Here is an 18,195-nt window from a genome sequence, read left to right as displayed (position 1 = left end):
TAATAACAAGGACAAAAAACTGCCCACTTCAACTTTTATCAATAATCATTTATCAGATATCCATTGATTAATTATCAATGAACTATTGCCTAAAAACTTCATTGATAAATTTAGTGGTGCAAGTTTTAAGTACACTCAAAAGTGTCACTTTTATCTCAAGATTTTCACTAGAAAAAATATGGCACTTTTACCCTTGAGGTCAATAAAATCGCCAGTTACTGTGGATTTAAAGATTTTAATTACACGGTGATTTTTATGAGCGCACAAATTGGGTACATTCGAGTGTCGTCAGTACTTCAAAATACTGAGCGTCAATTATTGAATGTTGAGCTAGATAAAATTTTTGAAGATAAATGCAGCGGTAAAGACACTGAGCGGCCTGCTCTTAAACAGTTACTTGAATATGCCCGAGAAGGTGACGTTGTCCACTGCCACGACATTAGCCGAATGGCACGAAATACAGAAGACTTACTTAGGTTAGTTAAAGACTTTAACGCTGATGGCATAACGCTAAAATTTCATAAAGAAAACTTTATTTTCGATGGTACTAATAACCCAATGCAACAGTTGATGTTAACTATGCTCGGTGGGATATATCAATTTGAGCGAACCATGAACTGGTTTAATTGAGCCGGACACTTTAATAAAGGACAATGTTCCAATATTGAGGTGTTAAATGACAAAACGAAAAAACAAAACCTATACAACCGAATTTAAACAAGAAGCTGTAGCCTTAGTGACTGAGCAAGGCTATACGGTCTCACAAGCCTCAGCTTCTTTGGGGATCACCACTAAACTCATTTATAACTGGAAAGCGAAACTTGAACAACAACAAGCTGGTAATGCGTTAAGTGAAGATGAACGAGCAGAGCTAAAACGGCTCAGAAAAGAAAATAAAGAACTCAAAATGGAGAAAGAGATCTTAAAAAAGGCAAGCGCCTTCTTTGCGAAAGAAATGAAGTAAAGTATGGGTTCGTCAAGGCCAATAGTCAGGCTCATGACGTCCGAAAGATGTGTGCTGTGATGCAAGTCAGTCGTTCAGCTTATTATGCATGGCTTAAACGACCAGCCAAGTTAATTACGGCAGAAGAGCTTCATTTATATCGGCGAGCTAAAGCACTGTTTAAACGTAGCCGCGAGAGCTTGGGCTATCGCGAACTACGTAAGAATTTACGCAAAGAAGGCTTTGAAATTGGTAAGCACAGAACTCGAAAGCTCATGGAAGCGTTAAACCTAAAAGTAAAGCAGCGAGTTGCCTACAAGGTAACAACGAAGCGTAAGCATGCTGATGCAGTTGCAGATAATTTGCTTAATCAGAACTTTAATCCGTTGGGGCCAAATCAGATTTGGGCTGGTGATGTGACTTATTTAAAAACAGGCGAAGGTTGGATGTATCTTGCTGTTGTGATGGATTTATATTCTCGACGCATTGTTGGTTGGCATATAGATAAACGTATGACGACTGACTTAGTGATGAAAGCCATGATTAGGGCTTATAACCTGAGAAAACCAGCTAAAGGCTTAATATTCCACTCTGACCGAGGCTCTCAATACACCAGTAAGCGTTACCGTCAGCTGCTCGAACAATTTGGTATTCGAGCGAGTATGGGTGATGTGGGAGCCTGTTGGGATAACGCAGTAGTGGAGAGGTTCTTTGGCAGTTTGAAACATGATTGGTTACTTAAAGTGGCTCAACCTACGCGTGAGCATATGAAAAATGATGTTGTCGATTATATGAAGTATTACAACTTAGAAAGACTGCATTCAGCTAATAGTGATCTGTCACCAGTAGAGTATGAAAATTCTTTTAGAAAAGTGTTCCGGCGGTAGTGTTTAGAAATCTGTGTCATTTCAGTAATATTAAGAAAATAGGAATGACACATGACTCAATCTTTCGACTTCAACAAAGCATTAGCAGAACTTCAATCAGGTAAAGGGTTAACGGGTGAAGATGGTGTTTTAACGCCACTCATTAAACAATTAACAGAAGCTGCACTCAAAGCCGAGCTAGAGCAACACCTAGACTCAGAGCAACAACCTAACCGTAAGAACGGTACAAGCAAGAAAACGGTTAAATCCTCCGTAGGCCAGTTTGAGCTTGAAACCCCAAGAGACCGTACTGGCTCATTTGAACCTCAACTCGTTAAGAAAAATCAAACTAAGCTAACCGCTGAGATTGACCATAAAATCCTATCCATGTTTGCGTTAGGCATGAGCTATCGTGATATTCGCAGCCATGTTCAGGAAATGTACGGCATTGAAATCTCAGAAGCCACGATAACAGGCGTTACAGACCAGCTCATACCAGAGCTAAAAGCGTGGCAATCACGTAGCCTTGATACGCTGTACCCGTTTATCTGGCTTGATGCTATTCACTATAAAATCAAGGAAAGTGGCCGTTATGTTAGCAAAGCTGTTTACACCGTACTCGGCATAAATATCGAAGGTCGCAAAGAGTTACTTGGCTTATACGTCTCAGAAAGCGAAGGCGCTAACTACTGGCTATCAGTGCTCACCGATTTACACAATCGCGGCGTATCCGATATTTTAATTGCTTGTGTTGATGGACTTAAAGGCTTTCCTGAGGCCATTGGTACTATCTATCCTGAAACAGAGGTTCAACAGTGCGTTATTCATCAAATTCGTAACTCGATGAAGTATGTTGCTTCAAAGCACCAGAAAGCATTTATGGCGGACTTAAAGCCTGTTTACCGTGCAACGACCAAAGATGCCGCAGAAGCAGCCTTAGACGAATTAGATGCTAAATGGGGCAAGCTATATCCCATCGTGATTGAGTCTTGGCGCAGAAAATGGGCTAACTTGTCGGTTTACTTCAAGTATCCAGACTACGTGCGCAAAGCTATTTACACCACCAATGCTATCGAGGCAGTGCACCGCCAGTTTAGGAAATTGACCAAAACGAAAGGCGCTTTCCCGAACGAAAATAGCTTGATGAAATTATTGTATGCGGGCATATTGAACGCTTCGAAGAAATGGACAATGCCAATCCACAGTTGGAACCTGACATTGTCGCAATTAGCCATCCACTTCGAGGGGCGATTAGATGGCGTGCTAGATATTTAGCAATTTAGGCTGACACAGAATTCTGAACGCCCTCTGTTTAAACTCAGCCGTATAACTTCTGTTTATTCTTTTTGTCATTTAACAACTCAATAATTGGATTATATTCTATTATCAAAGTGTCCGGTTTAATTACAGCAGATCATTAGTCGATGTGGTTATTTTGCTGACCAACATCCGAAACGCCAATGACGATGTATCATCTTTAAAGCCTTTGTTTAAAAGCAGTTGTCTTGCCAGTTCCTGTGTACCAGCATTGTCAACTTCATCAGTTAATCTAACCAACACTTTAACCATTGAAGACAAAGCATCCATAAACGGCCACTTATCTTCTTCAGACAAACTACCAATAACTTCGTTAAGGCGTGCGGTACGGATATTATTATCAGTGGCTTGAGCTATGTAGGAAAGTTGTTCTTTGAATTGGTTGTCATCACTAAACAACTCCGTTTGACCTAGTACATTTATAGCATGAGCACCATTAGAATAAGTTTGTTCCATCTCAGCAATCAAGGCATCAACATCACTTACTTGTAGCTGCTTTAACATAGCATCCTTTATCAACATCAACTGCGGTCTTACTTCACTAGTGTCTAATGATTTCGATGTGATAACAAGTTGTTTTAGTTGTTGAATATAAGGCTTAAATTGCTCAACACGTTTAACGGCTGAAATGAGGTTTTGTGTCTGTAGGCCGAAGCGAATTTCCCTAGTACCTAACCGTTTAGGTAGTCTCATTCGAAAATAAAACCACTGTTTGCGAAGGTATAAGTACTTATTACCAGCTACGGCTTTCATCTATTTGGCTTGAGTTGGTCACCGTGTATCACACCGTGTACCAATTTTTGTCGCTCTGAATTGAAAATTTAAAATGATCTTAACTGGCAAAAATTCTAACCAAAACAAAAATTAGGATGATTTTTGAAGAGAAATAAAAGAAGTTAAAAATGAAAAGCGTGTACCAATCCGTGTACCAATTTTTGAATCTAATGATATGAAATATAAGAGATTTTAGATAACCGCTTGTCTAACATAAAGAAAAACAAGCGGTTTCTAAAATTTTTGAGTCAACCGATAAGCCGGGTTCTGTATCTTTCCTAAAATAGAAAAGCGACAATCATTCGTCTAGGCCTCAAATCGCTCTAAGGCTCAAGCAACCTACCCGGTTCCAACGCGAGCCACGCATCATTGTCATTGATAAATCAACGCAAACTGGAACCCTATTTGGTCTTGCTCCGGGTGGAGTTTACCCTGCTGCCAACTGTTACCAGTGGCCCGGTGCGCTCTTACCGCACCCTTTCACCCTTACCGGCATTACTTGAAACAAGAAAATGCTTAGGCGGTCTTCTCTCTGCTGCACTTGTCGTCGGCTTGCGCCGCCCAGACGTTATCTGGCACCCTGCTCTGTGGAGCCCGGACTTTCCTCCCCCAATACCTATATATAGATATCAGCAGCGATTGTCTGGCCAACTCGGCGCGTATTCTACAACAAGCTTACCGACAAATTAAAGTAACTTATTAGGCTAAGCTTATTCTTTGTTCCAAGTGGCTCTGTCAAGTTGTTGCTGTAACCAAGCTATTGCTTCAATTCTATCGGTAAAGAGCTTGGTATTTTGCAAGTCTAATGCAGGCGAGCGGCTAAACAGAATGTCAGGCTGAACAGCGCTATCATAGAGTAAAGCTTTTGCGACTAAAGATTGCTTAGCCAGCCACTGATTATAGTTATCAAGAAGAAGATAGGCTTCAGGTGTTCCCCCTTCAACTCGCGTTAAATCTACCAACACAACAAATGGTTGACCATTAAACCCCATGACTTGTGCATGCATTTGCTCAGTATACACAGTGATGCCGTCTTCATTAAAACTGCCGATTAACGTGCCGAAAAGCATATTACCATTGCAGCTTACTTCACATTCACCGTGTATGTTCATATCAGCTTACCATTTCATTGCTAACGTTAGATCGTAAAGCTTGTTCTTTTTAAGACCGTAAATTTCAGCAGTTATTGCACACGCTTTTTTCGGCGGTAGCTCTTTAATAAGTAATTTTAACGTATTTTCCACTTCCGGTGAGATGGCATCAGGGTCTGCTTGATAGCCGTCAATCATCAGTACCATTTCACCTTTGAGCTGATTCGGATCGGCGCGCAACCAATCAACAAAATTGCCCGCAGAGTCTGATTTAATGGTTTCGAAGGTTTTGGTGAGCTCGCGCGCAATCACCACTTGTCGCTCGGTGCCCATTACCGTCACTATGTCTTCTAAGGTATCGAGTGCACGCCTTGGCGCATCGTAAAAAACCATAGTGCGAGTTTCGTTTTTAAGTGCTGCAAGTACTTTTTGTCGAGCACCCGATTTCGGCGGTAAAAAACCTTCAAACGTAAAGCGATCAGTTGCTAAACCAGAGACCGACAATGCCGTAACCGCAGCACAAGCGCCCGGTACAGGCACAACGGCCAAGTCTTGTTGCTTTAAGCTGTTAACAATGTGAAAACCGGGATCACTAATCAGCGGCGTCCCCGCGTCAGACACCAACGCAATGCTCTTACCTTCTTGAAGCCAACTAGCGACCTGCTCTTGGCGCTGGCGTTCGTTGTGATCGTGGAGCGAAAAAGTCTTTGCTTTAATGCTAAAAGCGTTCAGTAACTTTTGCGTATGGCGCGTGTCTTCACAAGCCACTAAATCCACTTGGCTAAGCACGTCGATAGCGCGCTGCGTTATATCGCCTAAATTGCCAATAGGTGTTGATACTACATATAAAGTGCCGGGCACTACTTGGAAATCTGTCATTTATCGGTCGCTTTACTATTTATCTCTCACAAGGGTACGCAAGAGTTGAGAGTCATTGGGATGAAGTTTATTATAAACTCACACTTAAACCCACGGATTTCCCTGTAGTGAAGTCAGAAAGTCACCTGTTATCGCGTATTCAGCCTGTTGGCATCTTTTGTTTGCTGCTCTTGCTCGCAAGTTGCGCCTCGCCGCAAAAAACAGCCGTCGTCAAAACAACGCAACCGGAGGCATTGCCAACGCCAGTCAACCTTAATGCTGAGCACTTTATTGCGCAGAGCAAACAGCAAAGCGGCGCACAGGCACTTTCATCGTTAGTCACGGCAAGCGAACAGCTGCTGTTGGAAAGTAAACCGCTCGACGCCTTGTGGTTAGCAAATCAACTGCAAGCGGAAGCATTAGATAGCGAATCGAAGTATCGTTTACTGTTAGTAAAAGCTGATGCCTTAATTGAGCTGGCACAGGCTGAATTAGCCTTGCAACAGCTGCAAAAGGCTCAAACCTACACCGAATGGTTAGACACACGTTTTTATCAGCTAACGGCAACAAGCTATCGAGCACTAGTCTTTCCGGTAAAAGCACTGGATGCTCAATTATTTGCTTTTTCACACAATACGCAGGCCAACGAACAAGATATTGAAATCTTGTGGCAAGCCTTTCAGCAGCTAGCACCTTGGCAATTAACCACGATTAGCGAAAGTAAAGCCCCCTATTTAGGCGGCTGGTTACAGTTGACCAAGTATGCGAATCGCTTTGGCGGTGATGTCAGCGCTTTTGATCGCTATCTGCGCCAGTGGCGTCGACAGTTTCCAACGCATCCAGCCAATGGGCTAGTGAACGAGATACTGGCAACGGAAAAATTTATGCCCTTGGGTGCACAACACATCGCGGTTATTTTACCTTTGTCAGGGCGCCAACAGGCGGCGGGTAGTGCTGCACAACAAGGCATTTTGGCCGCATACCAACAACAAAACGCGCCAAAATTGCACTTTTTTGATTCCCAAACACTTGATTGGTCAACACTGGCTAGTGAGCTCGAGGCGCTGGAAATTGATCAAGTGATTGGCCCATTGCTGCGCGATCAAGTGAACAATTACCTTGAGAACCCCGATTTTAACCTACCAACCTTGTTGCTTAATGTCGCTCCTAAGCAAACGCTCAAGCACAACCAATTTGCCCTTTCTATGCGACCAGAAGACGAAGCTATTCAGGCGGCGGCAACTCTGGCGCGAAAAGACTATAAAAAGCCGATTGTACTGGTCAACCAAGATCAAGTGAGCCAACGTATCGCCACTGCGTTTGTGGATGAATGGCAGCGTATTACGGGTTACAAACCTAAACTCATGCCTTTTAGCAAAGGTAAGAAAATGCAAACTATGCTGAAATCGGCGTTAGGTGTGTTTCAAAGTAAAGCGCGTATTGATGATTTAAATAGCCGAATAAAACACACCATCAAAGCGGAAACACGTAACCGCCGCGATATTGATATGATTTACCTTGTTGGTTCACCAACGCAAACACGGCTACTTAAACCCCATATTGACGTAAGCATCAGCCCATTTGCCGACACTATTCCCATTTACGCAAGTAGCCGTAGCCACAGTGCTGCTGTTGATGAAGGTGACACGCGCGATCTGGCGGGAATGAGCTTTACCGAAATGCCGTGGCTATTGGCGAGCCCAGCCCAAAACAAACCATTGGCAAAGGTGGCTAAACAATTGTTTCCAACTCGCAGTGACAGCTTACAGCGCATTTTTGCTATGGGCTACGACTCGCTAGCACTGGTCAATAAACTTACTGTGATGCAGCAGCAACCCTATGTTCGACATTACGGACAAGTGGGCACCTTGCAGCTGACTGATGAACAATTACTAACGCGTACCTTGTTGTGGGGACGCTACTACAAAAATAGCGTGCGCCACATTGCAATGGATTAAACGCCTCACGACCAAATCCATTGGCGACCAAACAGAAACACTGGCGGCCAACTATCTCAAACAGCAAGGCTTAACGTGTTTAGCTCGTAACTTTACCAGTCGATACGGTGAAATTGATATCATCGCCAAACACGGAGAGAGCATCGTATTTATTGAAGTAAAATACCGTAAACAACTGGATTACGGTGGCGCGATCGCGACGATTTCCAAATCAAAACAGCAAAAATTGAAACTTTGCGCGTCTTTTTATCTCCAACAGGCGCAATTAAATGAATATAATACGCCATGTCGCTTCGATGTGGTCGCCCTGCAGGGGCCAATTGAACAACCGAATATAACCTGGCTAAAAAATGCCTTTTAAGGAGCCATTACTCTTATGTTAGAGCGTATCAAAAGTAACTTTACCGAAAGTATCCAAACCAAAATTGCCGCGAGTGAAGCGCTAGCAGTGCCGATTGAACAGGCTGGCATGGTAATGGTGCAAGCGTTACTCAACGGTAAAAAAATTCTGAGTTGTGGTAATGGTGGCTCAGCAGGCGATGCCCAGCACTTTTCTTCTGAATTGTTAAATCGCTACGAAACAGAGCGCCCAAGTTTACCGGCAATTGCCCTTACCACCGACAGCTCAACAATTACCTCAATCGCCAACGACTACCACTACGATGAAGTGTTCTCTAAACAAGTCAGAGCGCTTGGCAATGAAGGTGATGTGTTACTAGCCATCTCGACCAGTGGTAATTCAAAAAATGTTATCAAAGCAATTGAAGCAGCCGTAGCGCGAGATATGCCAATTATCGCCTTAACAGGCCGCGACGGTGGCGATATTGCAGGCTTGTTAGGTGAAAACGACGTTGAAATTCGCGTACCTTCGCCGCGCACCGCTCGCATTCAAGAAGTGCACTTGCTCGTTATCCACTGTTTATGCGAAATTATTGACACAACGCTATTTCCTCAAGGTGAATAATTACTGTGAAGTTTTATAAACTCGCCGCAATTGTAACCGCGGTAACACTTTTACAAGGCTGTGTGGCAGCTGCTGTGGTTGGTGTTGTTGGTGGCGCCACCGTTGCTGCTGACAACCGCTCGGTTGGCACTCAAATTGACGATCAAAGTATTGAGCTGCAAAGTTACGCTAAACTTGCTGAACACAAAGGCATTAAAGACAACACGAATTTACAAATCACGAGTATGAACGGCTCCATTCTCGTGGTTGGCCAAGCACCGAATACCTATTTGCGCGATGAAGCAATAAAACTGTTGAAGTCAGTTAATGGTGTGGTGCAGATTCACAACCAAATTCGACTAGGCAACACAGTGTCTGTTGCCACCAAAACAAATGATGTTTGGTTAACGTCTAAAGTAAAAACAGCATTGTTTAAAAGCGATGAAGTTGATGCAAATCACATCAAAGTCGTCACTGAAAATGCTGAGGTCTTTTTGATGGGCTTAGTCACTCGCAATGAGGCAGATAAAGCCGTTAACATTGCCCGTAACATCGGCGGTGTCAATCGCGTTGTTAAGGCATTTGAATATCAGTAAATCAGATGCTCTTTAGCTATAAACAACGCCGCTTAATGTGGCGTTTTTTATTGCTTAAATTTAAGCTGATGAAACGATAACTACCGTACCGCAATGTATGAGTTCGCCCGTTTAGCTATGGCATCAGAAGCACTCCGCTTGAAGTTATCTACCCCATTGGCTGGCCACAAAAATAACTTGGTATCTAACTCAACGGCTGTGTTGCACAAGTTGCTCAACTGGTGGTTATCACGGGCAAAAAAAATCCCGCAGTTGCGGGATTTCTTCTCGTTACTATGACGCGGTAGTAATGCAGAGTCTAGATAATCCAGACTCGTGCCAATTTAATACTAGCAATTACTCAGCTTGAGTTTCAGCTTCCGCTTCACCTTCGGTTTTCTTAGCCAAGAACATTTCACGTAAACGACCGTCTAGCTCTTGAGCCACTTCTGGGTGCTCTTTTAAGTACTTAGTAGCATTTGCCTTACCTTGACCAATGCGGTCACCATTGTAGCTATACCAAGCACCGGCTTTTTCAACCATTTTGTTTTGTACGCCAAGATCTAAGATTTCACCTAGGTTGTTAATCCCTTCACCGTACATAATTTGGAATTCCACTTGCTTAAACGGTGGTGCAATCTTGTTCTTCACTACTTTAACACGAGTTTCGTTACCAACGATTTCATCACCTGCTTTGACCGCACCAATGCGACGAATATCTAAACGTACCGAAGCGTAGAATTTAAGTGCGTTACCACCCGTTGTGGTTTCTGGGTTACCAAACATCACACCAATTTTCATACGAATTTGGTTGATGAAAATCATCATGGTATTTGATTGCTTTAAGTTACCCGTTAACTTGCGCATTGCTTGCGATAACATACGTGCTTGCAAACCAACGTGCGAGTCACCCATATCACCTTCGATTTCAGCTTTTGGTGTTAACGCTGCGACCGAGTCAACCACAATCACGTCAACCGCACCAGAGCGCGTTAACATGTCACAGATTTCTAATGCTTGCTCACCAGTATCTGGTTGCGAAACCAGTAAGTCGTTAATGTTCACACCAAGCTTTTCGGCATAAATTGGATCAAGCGCGTGCTCGGCATCAACGAACGCACATACTTTACCGTTGCGCTGTGCTTCTGCGATAACTTCGAGTGTTAGCGTCGTTTTACCACTTGATTCTGGACCATAAATTTCAACAACACGGCCCATCGGTAAGCCGCCAGCACCTAGCGCAATATCTAAACCTAGTGAACCCGTAGAGATGGTTTCCACATCCATACTGCGATTTTCACCAAGGCGCATAATTGAACCTTTACCGAACTGACGTTCAATTTGGCCAAGCGCGGCCGAGAGTGCTTTTTCTTTGTTGTCGTCCATTTATCGCTCCAATAAATACGATAGCGTGAATTTGTTAAGTTGCGCTTAGTATACTGTACGCTCGTACAGTATCAAGTTTTAAATATCATTATTTCTCAAATATAGCGCAAACAACTGTTACTAAAGACTTTATTGTTTATGCAACAATATTGCTCAAAGCTTATCCAGTAGTTTTAACCAGTACTTTTCAGCAGTAATTCTCTAGTAGGGGAATACTGGGGTTTGTGGCATAATCCTCGTCAATTTTGTCTCAATAATATCTCTGAATTTATGACCACTGCGCCTGCCGATTTATCTGCACACACGCCAATGATGCGCCAATATCTGAAAATTAAAGCAGAATTCCCAAATATCTTAGTGTTTTATCGCATGGGCGACTTTTACGAGCTTTTTTATGACGATGCCAAAAAAGCGGCAGACTTAATGGATATTTCGCTAACCGCGCGTGGCAAATCAGGTGGCAACGCCATTCCAATGGCCGGTGTGCCTTACCACGCGGTCGAAAGTTATCTCGCTAAACTCGTGCAATTAGGTGAGTCAGTCGCCATTTGTGAGCAAGTAGGCGATCCCGCCACCAGTAAAGGCCCTGTTGAGCGCAAAGTGGTGAAAATCGTTACTCCGGGTACCGTGAGTGACGAGGCGTTGTTATCTGATCGCCAAGACAACCTGATTGTCGCCATTAGCGAAGCCAAAACAGGCTTTGGTTTAGCTTATTTAGATATGACCAGCGGTCGCTTTGTGATTAGTGAGCCAAGCAGCGGTGAACAATTACAAGCCGAGTTGCAGCGGTTATCACCGGCAGAGCTGTTGTACCCTGAAGACTTTAGCGCCCAACACTTGCTTGAAGCGCACAAAGGGTTACGCCGACGCCCCGAATGGGATTACGACTTAGACACCGCTATCAGTATTTTAACCAAGCAGTTTCATACGAAAGAGCTCACCGGATTTGGGGTCGATGATCTACCACGCGGTTTGATGGCAGCCGGTTGTTTGCTTAATTACGTGCAAGACAGTCAGCGCACTGCCCTCCCGCACATTCGCTCAATTGTCGCGGAATCATCGCAAACGGGTGTTATTTTAGATGCGGCAACTCGTCGTAACTTAGAGCTTACCCATAACTTGCAAGGTGGTGTCGAAAATACCTTAGCCTCAGTGCTCGATAAATCTGCTACGCCAATGGGTTCACGCTTGCTAAAGCGTTGGTTGCACTTCCCGCTCAGAGATATAACCGCGTTAACGGCCAGACAAAATGCCGTAGCGAGCATCATTAACGATGAGCTGCATCCAGAATTTAAAACGGTACTCAAGCACATTGGCGATATTGAACGCATTGTCGCGCGTGTTGCCTTGCGCTCTGCGCGCCCGCGCGATTTTGCCCGCTTGCGCAACGCCCTAGGCCAGTTACCAGAGCTGCAAAGCTTATTGGCCGAATCAAGCACCACTGATTTAGCCGTATTAGCGCAGCAAACTCAACCACTGGACGAGCTGTTTTCACTGCTCAACAGCGCAATCATCGACAACCCACCAGTGCTTATTCGCGATGGTGGTGTAATCGCCCCTGGCTATCATCAAGAGCTAGACACATTGCGTGATTTAAGTGATGGCGCAACCAATTTACTGACCGAAATTGAGACCCGTGAGAAAGAGCGTACGGGTATTCAAACGCTGAAAGTGGGTTACAACAAAGTACACGGCTTCTTTATTGAAGTCAGCAAAGCGTCTGCTGCGCAAGTGCCCGCGGAATATATCCGCCGTCAAACGCTGAAAAACAACGAACGCTATATTACCGAAGAGCTCAAAGCACACGAAGAAACGGTACTGACCGCGCAAAGCCGCTTTTTGGCACTGGAAAAACGCCTGTACGATGAACTGTTCGACAAAGTGATGCCTATGCTTGAGCAGTTACAAACGTTAGCGCAAGCCATTGCCGAGCTTGATGTACTCAATACCTTTGCCGAGCGTGCGGAGTCACTTAACTACGTTAAGCCAACACTCACCAAAGACAAACGCATCAACATAGAGCAAGGCCGTCACCCTGTGGTTGAGCAAATGACCAACGACGCCTTTATTGCCAACCCTGTGGTATTTGATAACAGCCGCGAAATGCTCATTATCACGGGCCCTAACATGGGCGGTAAATCAACCTATATGCGTCAAACCGCATTGATTGTGTTACTTGCGCATATCGGTTGCTTTGTACCAGCAGACAGCGCCGAAATCGGCTTAGTGGATCGCATTTTCACCCGGATTGGCGCCTCTGATGACCTCGCCAGTGGCCGCTCAACGTTTATGGTGGAAATGACGGAAACGGCTAACATCTTGCACAATGCCACTGAGCGCAGTTTGATTTTGCTGGATGAAATCGGCCGTGGTACCAGTACTTACGACGGTTTATCACTGGCTTGGGCAGTCGCAGAAATGCTGGCGCTCAATACCAAAGCGTTTACCTTATTTGCGAGCCACTATTTTGAATTAACGCTATTGGCCGAACAAATCGAGACATTGGCGAATGTGCATTTAGATGCCGTTGAACACGACGACAACATTATCTTTATGCACGCCGTACAAGAAGGTGCTGCGAGTAAGAGTTTTGGCTTACAAGTCGCGCAATTAGCGGGTATTCCAAAGCCTGTGATCAGCCGTGCCAAACAGCGTTTAGCTGAGCTTGAAAACCAGCAAGCACACACAGTGGCGACGAAACCACAAGCGTTTGAACAATTGCCTTTAATGGATATTGACCATCCTGTGGTAGAGTCGCTAAAACAATTAGATGTTGATGAGTTAAGTGCGAAACAAGCGCTTGATTTACTCTATCAATTAAAGTCGCAAATCTAACGCTAGCCTCTCGCCAAAGCCAAATATAAGGAGCATCAGCACTTGAAATTACCCATTCGTATTGCTGCCGAGCAGCAGGTTTCTGATGCCCTTAACATCACTAAACACGATCTCGAGCGCATTGAAGCTTGGGCGAACTTTGAAACACTAAAAGCCAATTGGTACGGCGACGAAGCGCATAGCCCAAGTTGCCAATTAACGCTGGTGTCCCCGCAATATTTTAATGCCAAGTTTTTGCCTGAAAGCGCTTTACCTAAAACCTTGCCTGAGACTTTGTCGAAAAATACTCAAGAACACTTAGTCGGCTGGCAATTAGATGACGATCAAACAGCAGCCATCAAGTATGGAGAGCTTGGCAGTAAACACCTGATCGTTATCAGCGTCGATGACAATCAGCTCAATGTACTGATGGCAAAAGTTAGCCAGAATTCACCGCCAAGCGAATGGATAGGCTCAGACAATGCCGTCAAACTGCAACAAGTGATCCGCCACTGGCTACTGCATCTCGCCAAGCATTTTGACCTAGATCCTATCGATTAACCGCAGTTCAGCGCGAGAGATGTACACAGTTTTAACGGTATAAGTCGCTTACTGACGCTATCTGCCAAGGATTGGTTCAATGACTGGACGACCTGCCCAAGTAAAGTAACACGCCCCTAGGCTATTGATTTAGCATAAGAATAAATCATAGCGTAAAAGTGAACGAAAACTTTCGTTCACTATGGTTTACAAAACCTAGAGTTTACCGCGCGTTTTAGTGCACTTTTTGATCGACCCGCTGCTTTACTTGCCAGCTTCTGTCTATATAATCGCCGCCATTTTTCAACAAGTGTTTACAGCCACAGGACGCAGGCTGATCATTTTCATAGCGAGGTAGTGATGAAAACATTTATCGGCGCAGTGGCGTTAGTAACAGCAACATTAAGTAGCCAGGCTTTTGCAGCAAAACTTCAATTTGTTGGCAAAGATACATCCACTGAAACCAGCCTTTGTGTGCTAGCGGCAGAACAAGGTTATCAAGCGGTGGTGGCGCAGTTGGGCCTGAACAAAAGCCAGCTGAACGGTACTCAGTGTAACGGCGTAAGCTTGAAGGAGTTTGCGGCATCGCTTAAAGCACCTAAAACGGCGGTAACACATAAAACGGTTGTTGTATCGGGTAACCAATCAATGGAAAGCCAACTGTGCTTGAAAGCGGTAAAAGAAGGTGTGCAAGCTGTTGGTCACCGCGTTTCTTCATTAAAATGTAACGGCCAATCAGTGAGCAGCTTCGTAAAGTCAGTGAAGCGCTCATAAGCGAGCACATCACCCAGTACATTACTTAATGCATTGCTTAGTACATGACTCTGTAATTAAACCGTTAAAACCTCACTGTGACACTTTGGTCGTATCACAATGAGGTTTGATTTTCGTCACGTTAAACAAGCCAGTTACAACGTTGCTAACACCACTGACGAATATCAACTGCCAACTAAGGGTTAAAAGGCCATTCTAAGGCTTGTACCGCACCAGTTTGCACATTGTATTGAATCACAGGTACACGTGCACCGCTTTGACCACTAAACGCACCGCTGTTAAATGCGCCGACATAAACAAAGTGGCAAAATAAATCACTTGTTTCCTGCAATCGGCCAATAGCACCGGCATTGCGTGCCCAATCCCCTTGCAGTGTCGAATTATACCAACCGTCGACAGAGTTCACGAAAGGTAAATTCGCAGGTTGATCGGCCAATACATCTCGCCAAATCGTTTCACAGTCACCTTCAGCAGCAGATGACAAATCACTCCCACCGGCGGGAAAACCCGTAGCAGAAGGCACGCTCGACACGCCATCAAACGCTTGAGCAGGCTGATCTTTTACTTGCCAGCTCATATGATACAAATTAACGCCGGAACGAAAAGCACCAACAAAGCCATCAAAAACCGCTTGTTCCGCATCGCGACTGATATTGATGTAGCGTGGCAACGCCACCGCAGACAAAATACCCAAGACCACAATAACAACAACTAGCTCAATTAAGGTAAAACCTTGACTCTGTTTTTTAATCTGCACCGTACCACCTTATTACTCGGTTATGAAGTGGGCGGAATTATCGGCAAAAAAACATCAATGTAAAGTAAATTTTTTGTTAAACATCATAAAAAGCATGACTACATTCGAGTGCTGGTGTTGTCAGCGTGACCAAACAGCATACTAATCGCCACATGGGCATAACCGTTTCGTTTTCGCTGGTTGGCTTTTATTACTGGGTTGGTGAAGACCTTGCTTATTCCTTACATTTGCCGAACACTCAGGTAATAATGCTAGACTAACGCACTATTGAAATTGATTGCTCCACCTTTGCCATGACACAAGCTGCAACCGCTGCTCACCCCGCCAATCCGTACCTATACGGAATGGATATTGGCGGCACTAAAATTGAAATCGCTATCTACACGCGTACACTTGAATTCGTAACATCAAAACGCGTAGCAACACCTACTGACGATTATGCGCAGCTATTGGCGGTGATCGCAGCGCTGATCGAACAAGCCGATCTTGACTATGTTCATGCAGGTGATGCGCTTCCGCCAATTGGTATAGGTATTCCTGGCATCAACACACCACAAGGTGATGTGATATGTGCCAATATCCCTTGCTTAACAGCGCGCAATTTCGCTATTGATATTCAGCAATACCTAAAGCGCTCTGTTGCTGTTGCTGTTGCCAAAGACAGCCATTTGTTTGCACTGTCTGAGGCTAATAGCGCGGTAAATACCAAGGCTAACACCAGCCAAACGAACGCCCGTGTCTTCGGCGCCATTATCGGCACAGGTGCGGCTGGCGGACTTTGTCAGCACGGTCAGCTCCCTAAAAGTCGGCAAAGCTTGATGGGGGAATTTGGCCACTCACCGATTCCCGCCAGCCTAATTGCAACATACCAACTGCCGCTTTATCGCTGCGGTTGCGGCTTAACAGGTTGTTATGAAACTTATATCGCAGGAGCAGGCCTAGGTCGTCTGTATCAATTCTTTGGCGCAAAATCAGCGGATACCAAAGCGTTTGCCATGGCACTAGCGACAAACGACAGCGTCGCCGTGAAGACCTTTAATTGTTACATCGACATACTTGGCGCTGCCATCGCCAATATTATTGTCCAGCACGATCCCGACACCATAGTGCTCGGCGGCGGACTCTCCAATATTGAAGCGATTATCGACAAGTTACCCACTGCGAGCGCAAAGTATTTATTCGCTGGCATCGAGATGCCGACAATCACGAAAGCGAAGCACGGTGATAGCAGCGGTGTGCGCGGCGCTGCTATTTTGGCCTTGCAACACGAGCGCCAATATCACGCGGAATACGACAAGCAGTATAATATGCACCACAACACACAGCACCTTGCAAAAGCAAACGGCGAGCCAAGCCATGATTGATCAATTGCCAACAAATTATTACCTAAAAGCCGCGAAAATCTTCACCGAACAAGGTATTTTAGCAAACCATTATTTACTGATTGAGCAAGGTAAGATTGCAGCATTAGAGAGCACAGTAAGTCAAGCACTACCGGTTTTTGATTTGGGGGATCATCACATCATGCCCGGCTTATTGGATTTGCATATCCACGGCCGTGATGGCTGCGATATTATGGACGCTAAGCTGGCATCTATCACGACAATTTCCCGCTCACTCGCCAAACATGGTGTCGTCGGCTTTTTAGGCACAACCGTAACCTCTACTTGGCAAAATACCTTGGCGGCGTTTCGTTGCTTAGGGCAAGCCTATCAAAACCAACCCGATGGCGCCTTACTGCTGGGCGCCTATAACGAAGGGCTGTTTTTTACCAAAGATCACAAAGGCGCACATGATGAACAATACTTTTTGCCGCTGACACAAGATAATGTAGACGCCATTATCAACGCCGCCCAAGGCGCACTGAAAGTGGTCGCGCTTGCGCCAGAGCTGGACAACTCCAGTGACATCATTCGCTATCTAAACAGTAAAGGCATTCGTACCATGCTCGGCCACACGAGTGCCAACTACCAACAAACATGTGATGCGCTGCACGCAGGCGCATGTGGTGGCGTTCATGTATTTAACGGAATGAGCGGCATTCATCACCGCGAGCCAGGTTGCGCAGGCGCTGTGTTGTTAAACGAGAGAGCTTATGTTGAAGTGATTGCCGATGGCGTGCACCTTCACCCTGCGATACTACAGTTGATCTACCGCCTAAAAGGCGCCAAAAACATGGGCTTGATCAGCGACTGCATCAACGCCGGTGGCCTGACCGATGGCAAATACCGCTTAGGCATGCTTGATGTCGACGTAACCAACGGTATTGCTCGCACCAACAGTGGCGCGCTAGCGGGTAGTACATTAACCTTGGAAAAAGCCGTAGCTAACCTGATCAAATTGGCCGATATCCCAGTGTTAGACGCCATTCATGCCGCCAGTTTACGACCGGCTGAATTTTTAGGCGTAGACCATGAGCTTGGCAGTATAAAAGCTGGAAAGCGTGCCTGTTTGGCCATCGTCGACAGTGATTTCAACGTTCAAGCAACACTTATCGATGGACGTTTAGCATTTACCGACCTGCCCATGCCATTTACGCTCTCTCAATAAAATGTGAGCACTCACCAGCGAGAAAGAGCCTGCAAAACAAAAGCAAGAG

The 18,195-nt window shown here is 45.0% G+C and carries 17 protein-coding genes and 1 other RNA gene; 12 read left to right on the top strand and 6 right to left on the bottom strand.

Annotation, left to right across the window (positions count from 1 at the left end):
* The first annotated feature begins 255 nt into the window (after positions 1-255).
* From DXX93_RS02830 to DXX93_RS02820, 3 genes are all read left to right on the top strand, one after another.
* On the top strand, positions 256-630 hold the full coding sequence (locus DXX93_RS02830) for a recombinase family protein (RefSeq protein WP_116006717.1): 375 nt from the start codon (positions 256-258) through the stop codon (positions 628-630).
* Positions 631-676: 46 nt separating this feature from the next.
* Positions 677-1,830, top strand: a protein-coding gene (locus tag DXX93_RS02825) for an IS3 family transposase (protein WP_116006716.1) whose coding sequence is annotated in 2 segments (ribosomal slippage) — positions 677-920 and positions 920-1,830 — 1,155 coding nt in all. Because the reading frame shifts where the segments join, the coding sequence is not laid out codon by codon here.
* Positions 1,831-1,881: 51 nt separating this feature from the next.
* On the top strand, positions 1,882-3,084 hold the full coding sequence (locus tag DXX93_RS02820) for an IS256 family transposase (RefSeq protein WP_116006715.1): 1,203 nt from the start codon (positions 1,882-1,884) through the stop codon (positions 3,082-3,084).
* A 129-nt stretch (positions 3,085-3,213) separates the two neighbouring features.
* Here DXX93_RS02820 and DXX93_RS02815 read toward each other — a convergent pair whose 3' ends face one another.
* From DXX93_RS02815 to rsmI, 4 genes are all read right to left on the bottom strand, one after another.
* Entirely contained in the window at positions 3,214-3,879 is a 666-nt protein-coding gene (locus DXX93_RS02815) for a DUF6538 domain-containing protein (RefSeq protein ID WP_116006714.1), read from the bottom strand.
* A gap of 261 nt (positions 3,880-4,140) precedes the next feature.
* Positions 4,141-4,555, bottom strand: an RNA gene (gene rnpB / locus DXX93_RS02810) — RNase P RNA component class A.
* Positions 4,556-4,610: 55 nt separating this feature from the next.
* Positions 4,611-5,012 (bottom strand): hypothetical protein, encoded by a 402-nt coding sequence (locus DXX93_RS02805; protein WP_116006713.1) that lies wholly within the window; start codon positions 5,010-5,012, stop codon positions 4,611-4,613.
* A gap of 6 nt (positions 5,013-5,018) precedes the next feature.
* Entirely contained in the window at positions 5,019-5,870 is an 852-nt protein-coding gene (rsmI, locus tag DXX93_RS02800; protein WP_116009812.1) for a 16S rRNA (cytidine(1402)-2'-O)-methyltransferase, read from the bottom strand.
* 107 nt (positions 5,871-5,977) lie between these two features.
* Here rsmI and DXX93_RS02795 point away from each other — a divergent pair, with 107 nt between their 5' ends.
* Genes DXX93_RS02795 through dolP form a run of 4 tightly spaced genes read left to right on the top strand, consistent with a single transcriptional unit; the run spans position 5,978 to position 9,346 of the window.
* Positions 5,978-7,807, top strand: coding sequence for a penicillin-binding protein activator (locus DXX93_RS02795; protein WP_181902123.1), 1,830 nt, complete (start codon positions 5,978-5,980; stop codon positions 7,805-7,807).
* Positions 7,794-8,168 (top strand): YraN family protein, encoded by a 375-nt coding sequence (locus DXX93_RS02790; RefSeq protein ID WP_116006711.1) that lies wholly within the window; start codon positions 7,794-7,796, stop codon positions 8,166-8,168. Before DXX93_RS02795 ends, DXX93_RS02790 begins: the two co-directional genes overlap by 14 nt.
* 15 nt (positions 8,169-8,183) lie before the next feature.
* Entirely contained in the window at positions 8,184-8,771 is a 588-nt protein-coding gene (locus DXX93_RS02785) for a phosphoheptose isomerase (RefSeq protein ID WP_116006710.1), read from the top strand.
* Positions 8,772-8,776: 5 nt separating this feature from the next.
* Positions 8,777-9,346: a division/outer membrane stress-associated lipid-binding lipoprotein gene (gene dolP / locus DXX93_RS02780; protein WP_116006709.1), complete on the top strand. Its 570-nt coding sequence runs from the start codon at positions 8,777-8,779 to the stop codon at positions 9,344-9,346.
* A 336-nt stretch (positions 9,347-9,682) separates the two neighbouring features.
* Here the strand turns inward: dolP and recA are convergent, their stop codons facing one another.
* Positions 9,683-10,711 carry a recombinase RecA gene (gene recA, locus DXX93_RS02770; protein ID WP_116006707.1) on the bottom strand — a complete coding sequence of 343 codons (1,029 nt, stop codon included), beginning with the start codon at positions 10,709-10,711 and terminating at the stop codon, positions 9,683-9,685.
* Positions 10,712-10,981: 270 nt separating this feature from the next.
* On the opposite strand from recA, the gene mutS reads away from it, so the two are divergent.
* The 3 genes from mutS (at position 10,982) to DXX93_RS02755 (ending at position 14,839) form a co-directional block, all read left to right on the top strand.
* On the top strand, positions 10,982-13,546 hold the full coding sequence (mutS, locus tag DXX93_RS02765; RefSeq protein WP_116006706.1) for a DNA mismatch repair protein MutS: 2,565 nt from the start codon (positions 10,982-10,984) through the stop codon (positions 13,544-13,546).
* Between the two features lie 42 nt (positions 13,547-13,588).
* On the top strand, positions 13,589-14,086 hold the full coding sequence (locus tag DXX93_RS02760) for a hypothetical protein (protein ID WP_116006705.1): 498 nt from the start codon (positions 13,589-13,591) through the stop codon (positions 14,084-14,086).
* Positions 14,087-14,425: 339 nt separating this feature from the next.
* Entirely contained in the window at positions 14,426-14,839 is a 414-nt protein-coding gene (locus tag DXX93_RS02755) for a hypothetical protein (protein WP_116006704.1), read from the top strand.
* Positions 14,840-15,014: 175 nt separating this feature from the next.
* Here DXX93_RS02755 and DXX93_RS21095 read toward each other — a convergent pair whose 3' ends face one another.
* Entirely contained in the window at positions 15,015-15,596 is a 582-nt protein-coding gene (locus tag DXX93_RS21095) for a prepilin-type N-terminal cleavage/methylation domain-containing protein (RefSeq protein ID WP_309545392.1), read from the bottom strand.
* Positions 15,597-15,889: 293 nt separating this feature from the next.
* Here DXX93_RS21095 and DXX93_RS02745 point away from each other — a divergent pair, with 293 nt between their 5' ends.
* Together DXX93_RS02745 and nagA are read left to right on the top strand one after the other, a co-directional pair.
* The gene (locus tag DXX93_RS02745) at positions 15,890-16,960 is read left to right on the top strand and encodes an ROK family protein (protein WP_116006703.1); all 1,071 of its coding nucleotides are present in this window, start codon (positions 15,890-15,892) and stop codon (positions 16,958-16,960) included.
* On the top strand, positions 16,926-18,146 hold the full coding sequence (gene nagA, locus DXX93_RS02740; protein ID WP_258872571.1) for an N-acetylglucosamine-6-phosphate deacetylase: 1,221 nt from the start codon (positions 16,926-16,928) through the stop codon (positions 18,144-18,146). Before DXX93_RS02745 ends, nagA begins: the two co-directional genes overlap by 35 nt.
* Positions 18,147-18,195: the final 49 nt, after the last annotated feature.

This window comes from Thalassotalea euphylliae, assembly GCF_003390335.1.
GTDB lineage: Bacteria > Pseudomonadota > Gammaproteobacteria > Enterobacterales > Alteromonadaceae > Thalassotalea_F > Thalassotalea_F euphylliae_B.
Note: the sequence above shows the minus strand (reverse complement) of the source record. Positions and strands in the feature narration are given on the sequence as shown.